The organism is Chloroflexota bacterium, from assembly GCA_018648225.1.
In the GTDB taxonomy this organism is placed as follows: domain Bacteria; phylum Chloroflexota; class Anaerolineae; order Anaerolineales; family UBA11858; genus NIOZ-UU35.
Map to the genome: position 1 here is coordinate 1 of JABGRQ010000164.1, position 10499 is coordinate 10499.

Annotated in this window: 7 protein-coding genes; all 7 read right to left on the reverse strand. The window is 54.4% G+C overall.

The window, feature by feature from the left end; all coding sequences use genetic code 11:
* Positions 1–91: 91 nt before the first annotated feature.
* A complete protein-coding gene (locus HN413_15365; protein ID MBT3391776.1) occupies positions 92–2116 on the reverse strand; it encodes a hypothetical protein in 2025 nt (674 codons plus the stop codon).
* A gap of 27 nt (positions 2117–2143) precedes the next feature.
* Positions 2144–3898 (reverse strand): hypothetical protein, encoded by a 1755-nt coding sequence (locus HN413_15370; protein ID MBT3391777.1) that lies wholly within the window; start codon positions 3896–3898, stop codon positions 2144–2146.
* A gap of 5 nt (positions 3899–3903) precedes the next feature.
* Positions 3904–5799, reverse strand: a complete 1896-nt coding sequence (locus HN413_15375) for a hypothetical protein (GenBank protein ID MBT3391778.1) — start codon at positions 5797–5799, stop codon at positions 3904–3906.
* Positions 5800–5823: 24 nt separating this feature from the next.
* Complete coding sequence (gene hypE / locus HN413_15380; GenBank protein ID MBT3391779.1) at positions 5824–6909, reverse strand: hydrogenase expression/formation protein HypE; 1086 nt, start codon at positions 6907–6909, stop codon at positions 5824–5826.
* 2 nt (positions 6910–6911) lie between these two features.
* Positions 6912–8006, reverse strand: a complete 1095-nt coding sequence (gene hypD / locus HN413_15385; protein ID MBT3391780.1) for a hydrogenase formation protein HypD — start codon at positions 8004–8006, stop codon at positions 6912–6914.
* Positions 8003–8281, reverse strand: coding sequence for a HypC/HybG/HupF family hydrogenase formation chaperone (locus tag HN413_15390; protein ID MBT3391781.1), 279 nt, complete (start codon positions 8279–8281; stop codon positions 8003–8005). The genes hypD and HN413_15390 overlap by 4 nt, the downstream gene beginning before the upstream one ends.
* Positions 8282–8298: 17 nt before the next feature.
* Positions 8299–10499: carbamoyltransferase HypF (gene hypF, locus HN413_15395; GenBank protein MBT3391782.1), on the reverse strand; the 2201-nt coding region annotated here is incomplete at its 5' end.

Here is a 10499-nt window from a genome sequence, read left to right on the forward strand (position 1 = left end):
TTAAACTGGGTTTCTATTGGCTATTTGCCGCATCTGTTCAAGCTGCTCTTGACGATTACAAAAATTTTGAAAATCTTTCAAAAAGCGTTAGTCAGTTATTGATTTCGAGCGGGAATCTGGCCTCGATGGTGGTGCCGCTTCCGGGTTGCGATGTAATCAGGATTGTACCATCCAGCCTCGCGACACGTTCACGCATCCCGCTCAGGCCAAAATGCCCCGGAGCTGTTTCTATTAATGCAGGTGAAAAGCCGCGTCCTTGATCGCTGACGCGCACCAGAAAGAAATGATTGTGCTGCTCGATAACACAAACGGCATCAAGTGCGCCGCTGTGTTTGGCGATGTTGATGAAGGTCTCACGGAGAATTGCCAGGACTTCATCGTTCAAAGGAGAAGGTAGTAATAGCGAAGGGGACTGCTGGAGTGTGATTTGCAGCCCGCGGGAATTCTGTAGTTGTGTGCAAAGCTCTTCCAGTTGCACGCTGAAATTCATCAAACGGGGAACATCGGTCACTTCTCGCGGATTGCGCAGTTGAGCGAGTAAGGCGCGCATTTCTTCCAGCGCGCTTTGGGCTGATTTTTCCAATTCGCTGAGTTCTCTTTCAGCAGTAGCAGTATTTTGGCGCACCATCCCGCGGATGGCGCGCGCGCTGAGGTTGATGCTGAATAAGGTTTGCGTGACGGAGTCGTGCAGATCGCGCGCCAGCCTGCGACGGTCTTCGATAACCGCCAGCGCGCGTTGCTGCGTGAGTATCTGGCTGGTGCGTTGTTCGACGCGGGTCTCAAGCTGGCGATTGAACATATTCAGCGCTTCGATCGTTTCGGCATAAGCCAGCGCCAGTGCGGCCTGACTGACCAACGCGTTGAGTTGCGCCCGCTCCTCACGGCTGAACGTTGGCCCGGCGCGGCGCGCGCCCAGCCAGTAGCGCCCCAGCGACGCTCCACCGACAATCAACTGTGCGTTCCAGGAAGGTTTGCTTTCAAAATGACCGGGAATATCCGGCGCGGGCGCCAAGGAGAGCGTGCCCCATTCGGCCCCGATTTCTCGTGGCACTTCTTCCGTTAATAGATAGATTATTTCTTCCCGATTGACGACGCGTGAGAGTTGTGCGCCCGCGTTGGCGATGGCTTGTTCAAAGCGCAGCCTGTCCGGGTAGAGCGATTGGTCAATCCAGCGCTGCAAACGCCCGCGCAACGGCTCGAAGGCTGCCGCAGCGAGCAACACGCCAATCGCTGCAGCCACGCCGCGAAATTGCGGCCAGATCTGCGCTAACAATGCTGTAAGTGTGACGGTGAGCGCCAGGTATCCAGCGATGAGCAGCAGCGAGAGCAGGGTGTAGGCCAGGGCGCGGCGCAACGCGGCATCAATATCAAAGAGATCGTGCCGCAAAATGGCGTATGAAATCCCAATTGGGAGAAAAATCTGGGGTGCCAGTGCCAGGTTATAGGTTACTGGTTGGTTTTGCAGCGCCATAATTCCCAGCCGGATCAGCAGACCACTATTTGCCAGTAGCATACTAAAAATTAGCAGGCGCGCCTGTTGTGCTGAACGCCGCTGCTCAGGAGCCGAATCGCGGCTGGCGCTTACGAGCAGTGCGATTGCCCAGGAGATCAGCACGAAGAGCCAGATGACCATCAGCACGAATAGCCATTTTTTGAGTTCGTTTGCTGGGAGTAGGAAAAAGATTAGCAGCAGCAGCGCCGTGCTACCGTATACACTGGCAATTATTCTGTCTGAAAGCTGGCTGCGGCGCGGGAAGCGACTGGTCAGATGCAGTACCAACGGGCCAATAGCCGCGCCGTTGAACAGGCGAAACAGCAGGTGGCTGGACAAATCTTTGGGTTGAGGGCCAATCGACAAGATTTCGTTGAGCGGAGGGTCAAAGGGGATCAGCAAAAAAGCCCCAAAGACAATTCCCAGGCATCCAGCCAGGACATGCTCAGAGCTGGGACGCAGCACCGCGGGCAATAGGCCGGTCGCCAGAATAATCGTTGCTATGGTTGTAGAAAAGATGCTGATCGGTGCATCCGAGAATACCAACACGGCAGCCAATCCCAGCGATTCGATCAGCAGGACTACCAGCAAAGGCCACAGGGTCTTGAAGCGTGTTTGCGACATTTTGTTTTTATTCGAGTGCGAATTCGATTACGGAAACGCCGGATAGAGCGCATGGACTTGTTCGAGTATTTCCATGCTTGGGGCCGATATCCACAGGGCTTTGTACTTGGTTTTGAAGACACACGAAAAATGATCGTTCAGCAATTCCCAACATGCGCCGCTATCGTGGTCAACCGTATTGCCGCGGTAGTGGATGTTCAGGCGTGCTTCCAGCGCTTCTGTAAATTCGTACGTATCTGTCCACGAATCGCCGATCCAATTCACAACTAGCACTTTTTGATTGGTTGTATTCTTGTAATACATCTGATAATTATCGCCACCCCAACCCTTCGCCGCCTCTTTGGCTGTGACAGGGTCCACGTTTGCCAGATAATTGGCCCCATAGCCCAGGATCATCTCTGTGCCAAGCTCGCCCAGCGTGTCAAAGGCCAGCATGCGCCAATCGTCGCCTAGAACCACTTGTAGATCAGGAGTCTCTACCGGCTTCGCTGTCTCACCAGCCTGAAATTTTTCGGGATGCAGTATTTGCTCGCTGGTGGCAGGGAATCTGCCGTAAGCCAGATCAACTATTTGCCACTTGCCACGCTCGATGAGATACTGAACAAAATTATACCCATCCTCATAGCGGAATTGCGTTTCGCGCACCAGATACAGCGGCGGTAAATTGGTGCTGGAAATCACCCGGTCGGTGGGCGTGTATTGGGCTTCAAGGATGTCGAGTGCATCTTCATCCGTGCCATACGCATCCAGCCATGCATACATCAGATAGGTGGCATCGCCTTCGATCAGAGCCGTAATTGCCAGGCAGCGATCCGTATCGGTGAGGCACTCCGGATAGACGCCAATCGCCTCCAGCGCAAAATGCTGGTCTACCAGGGCGTGTCCGTATTCGTGTGCGAAGACCAGCCGCTCGATGCCCGAAAATTGGTTGCCGATCACGAATAACTCATCCGTCCAGGGGACATAAAATCCGCCCAAACCTTCGCCAAGTTGGTTGATCGTTTTACTATACAGATCGTAAGTCGGATCAATCAGCCCCAATGCGCTGAGCGCACGCGCCTGATCGGCAACAATTTCTTTCGTATTTCGCTGTAAATACAAGCCTTCCAGCATCGGCTGCACCTGTCCCTCTTCCAGTAAAGTGCGCGGTACCGGATGCAGCGCTTCCAGGCCGCGTAATTCAGCCACCTGATTTTGGATAACGTCCATCTGAGCTGCGACCTGGGGATTTTGCTGTGCCTGAGTTGGTGGAGCAGGCGGACTTGGCATGGGGGTGATCGTTGCTGTGGAAGTGGGGGCCGCTCTCGAAGCTTGGCGCGTGGGCGAAGGTGTAGACGTAGCCTGTGCAACCGCCTGTGGCTCCGGGCGTGGCGCATCTCGCAAAATTTGAAACCCCCAAACTCCAATCGCCACGACTAGGATCCCCAAAATTGTGAAAAACCCAGCCATAGCCCAGATCGGGAAGCCGCCCCGCTTGCGTTTTTTGCGCAGACCGGCGTTTTCCTGGCTGGCCTCGACCTGCTCCAGACGCTCCTGGGCGCGCCAGTGGGTTGGGTTAAGTTCCAGCACGCGCCGCAGACAATCGGCTTTGCGTTCCGGTTCAGCAACCGCATAACTTAATAAAAACCAGCCCTTTTCTGAGTCCGGGTTGAGACGCAAATATTGCATCAAAACTGGACGCGCTTCTTGCATCCGTTTTTCTCGCATCAACTCGGCAGCCTGTTGCAGGAGAAAATGTTCTGGCATCGAGGGTTGGTTGTTTGGTTGCGAATTAGCTTCCATACCGATTAGCTACTTTTCCTGCTGCGTCGCAATTGGCGCACGCGCGCCGCTTCACGGATAGACCAGAAAATAATGCCCAGCGCCAACGCCAGTACTATGGGCGCGCCGATAATGCCGATCCAGTTGATGAGTTTTAGAATCGCCTCCCAGGGAACGGGAATCTTAAAGATGCCATCTGTTGTATCAGGGCTGAACGACTTGATAGTTTCGTTCAGATCAATCCAGAAAGATGGCAGTGTATAGAGAATAAATGCCAGTGAAACGCCTGCCAATCCCGCCGAAACCCAGAATGATTGACGGTTGCTGCGCTCGGAGATACTGGCGAGATATAACTCATCCACATGGTTAATCAGGTCGTTGATGTGATTAACATTGCGCTCGGTGTGTTGCAGCAACAGGGGAACGCCAAGCCGCTGGAAGAGATAGCTGGCTTTTTCGACCGCAAATTCAGCGCGCCCCCATAATTGGGGATTGCTGAGACCCTGCCCCAAACCGGAAAGGCGACTCAAATTGGCGGCGCGGTTCGAGAGTTGGATAAGCACATCGCGATTAATTTCAAGATCGCCATCCAATAGCGATGTGCGCGTGTGGCGCAGCATACGTACAAATTCCTGCATCAGCGTGGCGCTGTTGCGCTCGACCAATTGCACCAAAACGCGGACTTCAATTACAAATTCGAGCAGCCTTTCAATGGCCTCCCAATACCAAAGATAATTGACCTGGCTGGTTGCCGCGGGTAATGTGGAGATAAATAACTCGTCATTACGTGCCTTGCGTGAGGGCATAATGATAGTAGAGCGCGCCGTAAGCAGGCAGAGTTCATCAACCCATGAGGCTTTGTCGGTATCCATGAGCGCGTCGATTTGCGTTTTGCGCGGGCGTGCAAAACGGCGCTCCGAGCCATTGGGTGAATCATTGCGCTGGTTTTTTAGAATCGAGCCTTCAATCAATTGGGCCAGACCGCGGCGAACAAAGCGCGAGTTTTGAATATCGCTGGGGGATACCAGAATATGATTCTTGCCGCCCCCTTTCTTTTTGAGCGCATTTCCCGGCGCAGTGAGTTCGTTGAAACGGTAGATAACATACGCATCGTGCAGCGGCGGCGAAAGTTGTGGATCGGGGACTTGCAGCTTCACCGGGCCATTCTGCCCAAAGGGAATATTCAAACCGATTTCCTGCACAAAGCGGCGGCATATTTCCATGGCAAGCTGCCATTGTACAGGCGCATAATCGACATACGCATCGGGTATAGAATGGTTATGGTTGCCCCCCAGCCATTTTAAGAATTCTTTAACCGAAGCCTCTTTTTCTTGCAACGCCAATTGGTCGTTGGCGTATACCTTCTGTAATTTTTCCATCCAATTCAGAGCGCCAGGAATATCGAAAGACATCTGAAGCCCGAGTACATCGGATGCAATTTGCAAGATAGGCGTAGGAGTGGGGTAGCTTTGCTTGAGCTTGATAATAAACATACCCGTCATGGTTGGGCGGACAGAAATCTCCCAGTTGAACCAGATTTCGCGGAAAAGTTTTTTGAACTGGAGATTCTCCCAAATGGGTTCGGGGAAACGAATATGCTCTTTGATGACGGAGTATTCCGGGGGCGAGTAATCTTCCAGCATAATTTGACGGAAGATGCCGGTGACAAAACCAATTTCCTCAGGCGACATGCGGGCAACGGCCTGGTTGTCGTGCGGGTCTAGAATCTCGTTGGGTTTGGCTGGGCGAAAAGCATATCCCTGTTGAAGCTGAGCGGGCCAGTTTTTTTGCAGCACGCGCACCAGTTCCGGGCTGCCGCGTAGCTCCTCAAAGCGCGCCTGATCTTCTGGGGCAATAAAGCGCTTCATATTGAGCACCAGCACAACCGATGTCTGTCCGGCGGCACGAATATTATCTTCCATAAAGCCTCCCTGCTGAAAATCCGACTAACAAATGCGCGGCAACATTTCCCCGGCCAGCACATCGACCACGCGCCTGCCGCCAATTGTCGTTTTCATCAGCACGCGCCGGGCTGGCGTCTCGACAACTTCGCCAATGATGACAGCATTACTTCCGTAGGGGTGTTGGCGCATGGTATCCAATATCTTTTGCGCGTCGTTTTTTCCAGCGATCACAATCAGCTTGCCCTCGTTGGCAATATATAGCGGATCAAATCCCAACATCTCGCAGGCCCCGGCTACCGCGGGCCGTACCGGGATACTTTCTTCATGCAGGGTAATGCACACCTCAGATTGCACCGCAATTTCATTCAGCGTGGAGGCCACGCCGCCGCGGGTTGGATCGCGCAAAACATGGATTGCATCGCTGGCATCCAGAATTGCGGCGATGAGATGGTTTAATGGCGCAACATCGCTCTGAATATCACTTTCAAAGCCCAACTCGCCACGCGCCCCCAGAACCGCGATTCCGTGATCGCCAATATAGCCTGAAACCATCACTACATCACCAGGCTGCGCCAGCGCTCCGCCAACTTCTACGCCGGGGAGCAGCGTGCCTACGCCCGCGGTGGTGATAAACAGCCCATCGGCTTTGCCTCGCTCGACAACTTTTGTGTCCCCTGCCACAATTTCTACACCAGCCTCCGCAGCGGCAGCTTTCATCGAGGCCACCACGCGCTCAATCGTCTCAATTTCCACACCCTCTTCGAGAATAAATCCGGCAGTCAGATATTGGGGGGTTGCGCCCATCATCGCCACGTCGTTGACTGTGCCACACACCGCCAGCTTGCCAATATCGCCACCGGGGAAGAATAGCGGCGAAACGACATGCGCATCGGTGCTGATGGCGAGTTGCGTGCATGCGTTGGGCGCTACGACACCCGCGTCGTTGCCCGCGCGCAGGGTGGGATTATCCAGCGGCGGTAAAAAAGTATTTTTGATGAGGTCGTTCATCAGCTTGCCGCCGCTGCCGTGCCCCATGACGATTTTTTTGCCGTGACGCAACGGCACGGGGCAAACTGGGCCCTGCATGTTGGGTAAGCTATCCGTCGTCGGTCGTCCGTCGTCCGTCATAATTAGAATTCCAATTGTCTGCCATATTTATAATACGCCGCGCAAGCGCCTTCATCGGAGACCATTGTGGCCCCTAAAGGCTGTTCGGGTGTGCATTCTTTGCCAAATGCCGGGCAATGATGCGGTTTTTTCAGCCCTTGCAGTATTTCTCCGGCAATGCACAACGGCGACTCTTCGGATTGAATCGCCTGAACATTGAATTTCAATTCGGCGTTGAAGGCAGCATATTCAGGACGCAGGCACCAGCCGCTCATCGGGATCGTGCCGATGCCGCGCCATTTGCGGTCGCATTCCTGGAAGATTTGGGCAATCACTTTTTGTGCGGGCAGATTGCCCTCGAAAGTAACCGCCCTCGAGTAGGGATTTGCCACTTCTACGCGGCCAGCCTCGAGCAGTTTTACCGCGGCGAGAATGCCTTCGACAATATCCAATGGTTCGAAGCCGGTCACTGCCATCGGAATTTGGTATTTTTCGGCAATCGGCGGATATTCCCAATAGCCCATCACAGCGCAAACATGCCCGGCGGCTAAAAATCCCTGCACGCGGTTGTGGGGTGACCCCAAAATCGTATGCATCGCCGGGGGCACACAGACGTGCGAAACCAGAATACTATAATTCTTCACGCCCAGCGCTTTGGCCTGTAAAACGGTCATCGCATTCGCCGGAGCGGTGGTCTCGAAACCGATGGCGAAAAAGACAACTTCTTTATCGGGATTGTCCTGGGCAATTTTGAGCGCATCCAGCGGCGAATAGACCACGCGCACATCCCCGCCCGCGGCGCGGATGGAGAATAAATCTTGCTGCGAGCCGGGTACACGCAGCATATCGCCGTACGAAGTGAAGATCACCTCCGGGCGGGAGGCAATTGCCAGGGCCTTGTCAATCAACTCCAAAGGAGTCACGCACACCGGGCAGCCCGGCCCGTGTACCAACTCAATCTGTTCCGGCAAAAGCTGGTCGATGCCGTGGCGCACAATCGCATGGGTCTGCCCGCCGCAAATTTCCATCAACACCCAGGGGCGCGTGACGGTTTTATGCAGTTCCTTGATCACACCTTTGACCAGTTCGGCGTCGCGATATTCAGTGATATATTTCACGAGGAGGGGCGATGCGCAATTGGCGGTAGATTTAGCCCTAATTCATCTTCCAGCGAGACAATCTCGCGCAAAATTTCCAGCGAGGCCTGGGCATCTTCCTCGCTGAGCAGGCTGATCGCAAAACCAACATGCACAACGGTGTAGTTGCCGACCTCAACCTCTGGCACATATTCCAGACAGGCCTCGCGCACGACGCCGCCAAAATCGACCTTGCCCATTTTCAGGCCGCCTTTTTCGTAGATTTCAACAATTTTTCCGGGAACTCCGAGACACATAGCGCTACCTCCAAAGATTATCCAACAAGTTGCCGGGCCGCGATCATGGCCTGTCCGAGCGAAAGGCCGCCATCATTGGCAGGCACTTTAGTGTGAATAAGAACTTCAAATTTCTCTTTTTCGAGCAGAGCAAGCGATCTTTCCAATAGTGTCATATTTTGCCACACACCGCCGCTGAGCGCCACCTTGTTGACGTTATATTCTGCGCGCATAGCCAGGCAGATTTGGATGATGGCTTGTGCCAGCCCGTTGTGGAATCTGGCCGAAATTATGGGGATACCGACCCCGGCGCGCAGATCGGCGATCAGAGCCATGAGCATCGGGCGGGGGTTGAGTTGGCCGCCGGTATGCTCAAAGGGATACCCATCCTCGATGGATGCGTCTGCCAGATTTTCGAATTCAATCGCCGCCTGCGCCTCATAATTGACCGTCTGCCGCACGCCGGCCAGAGCGGCTACCGCGTCGAAGAGGCGTCCCGCGCTGGAAGTGGGCGGCGCGTTGACTCCGCGTTCGAGTTGGTGGCGCAGAATTTTAAACCGGCTGACGTTTGACGACTGACGGCTGTCCTTGGTCTGTGGCCGTTTTGCATAAGCAACTGGAGCTAAATCGCCATCCCACGCAATCCCTGCCGTGTGCAGCCACGAGAGCGCCATGCGCCAGGGTTCGCGCACAGCCTTGTCGCCGCCGGGCAGCGGTGTGTAAGCCAGATGGGCGCAGCGCTGATAGCCGGAATAGTCTGCAATCAGGAACTCGCCGCCCCAAACCGCCCCATCGTCACCGTAGCCCGTGCCGTCAAAGGAAACGCCGATCACCGGCTCGTCACCGCTCAGGCCATTATCGGCCATGCAGGCGGCAATGTGGGCGTGGTGGTGTTGGATGTTGAAAGTGGGTACATTTTCGCGTTCGGCGCGTTCCAGGGCGTAGCGCGTGGCTAAATAATTGGGGTGCAAGTCACAGGCAATCAATTCGGGCTGAATGCGGAACAGGCGCTCGAAATGCTCAATGCCTTGTTCGAAAGATTGCAGAGTCTCATAATTTTCCATATCGCCAATATGATGGCTGAGAAAGGCGTAACGGTCTTTTGCCAGGCAAAAGGTATTTTTCAACTCAGGGCCAGTAGCGAGGATGGGGGGAACGGCGCAAGGCAAGATGACAGGAAATGGGGCATAACCGCGCGAGCGTCGTAAAAGAAATGTGTCGTGACGTCGTGAGGTCGTGACCTCCGACGTTTTAGGCGCTCTTACCACTGAATCATCACACCGGACATGGATCTCGCGGTTGTGCATCAAAAAGGCATCTGCCAACCCGTTGAGGCGTTCACGCGCTTCGTTATTCGTATAGGCAATTGGTTCTTCGCTGAGATTGCCGCTGGTCATTACCAGGACGGAGGGTAGGCGGCGGGCGGCGGGGGAATTCCCGTTTTTCGTCGTCCGTTTTCCGTCGTGAAATAGCAAATAGTGCAGCGGCGTATAGGGCAGCATCACCCCCAGGTTATTTTGCCCCGGGGCAACCGCCTCGGCGATGGGTGAATCCGGGCGGCGTTCGAGCAGCACAATCGGACGTTGGCGCGAGGTCAGCAGTTCGCGTTCGGCCTTGCTGACGATGCAATGCTGTTCAATCGTGGCGAGGTCGGGCATCATTAAAGCGAAGGGCTTATCGACGCGCAACTTGCGGCGGCGTAATTCTTCGACTGCGGCGGCGTTGGTAGCGTCGCAGGCCAGATGAAATCCGCCCAGACCTTTGATGGCGAGAATGCGTCCATTGGCAAGAAGCTGTTGGGTTTGTTGGATTGGTGAAAAATCGGTTGAAGGTTGAAGGTTTAAAGTTGAAAATTGGCTTTCATTTTTTAACTTTAAACCTTCAACTTCTAACCATGTTTTTGGCCCACAATCCGGACACGCCACCGGCTGGGCGTGGAAACGGCGGTCGGTGGGGTCTTCGTATTCGGCGCGGCAGGTAGGGCACATTGCGAAGGGTGCCATCGTGGTTTTGGGGCGGTCGTAGGGGATGTCCTGTATGATCGTAAAACGCGGCCCGCAGTTGGTGCAGTTGATGAAGGGATACAAATAACGCGCATCATCAGGATCAAAGAGTTCACGCAGGCAGTCTTTACAGATGCTGACATCGGGGCTGATGGGTTGGAAAGCGCCAGGAACTGGCTCGGAGTGTAGAATCTCGAAGGTGGCGAACTCGTTTGAGGAGCAGCTTTCCACCTCGA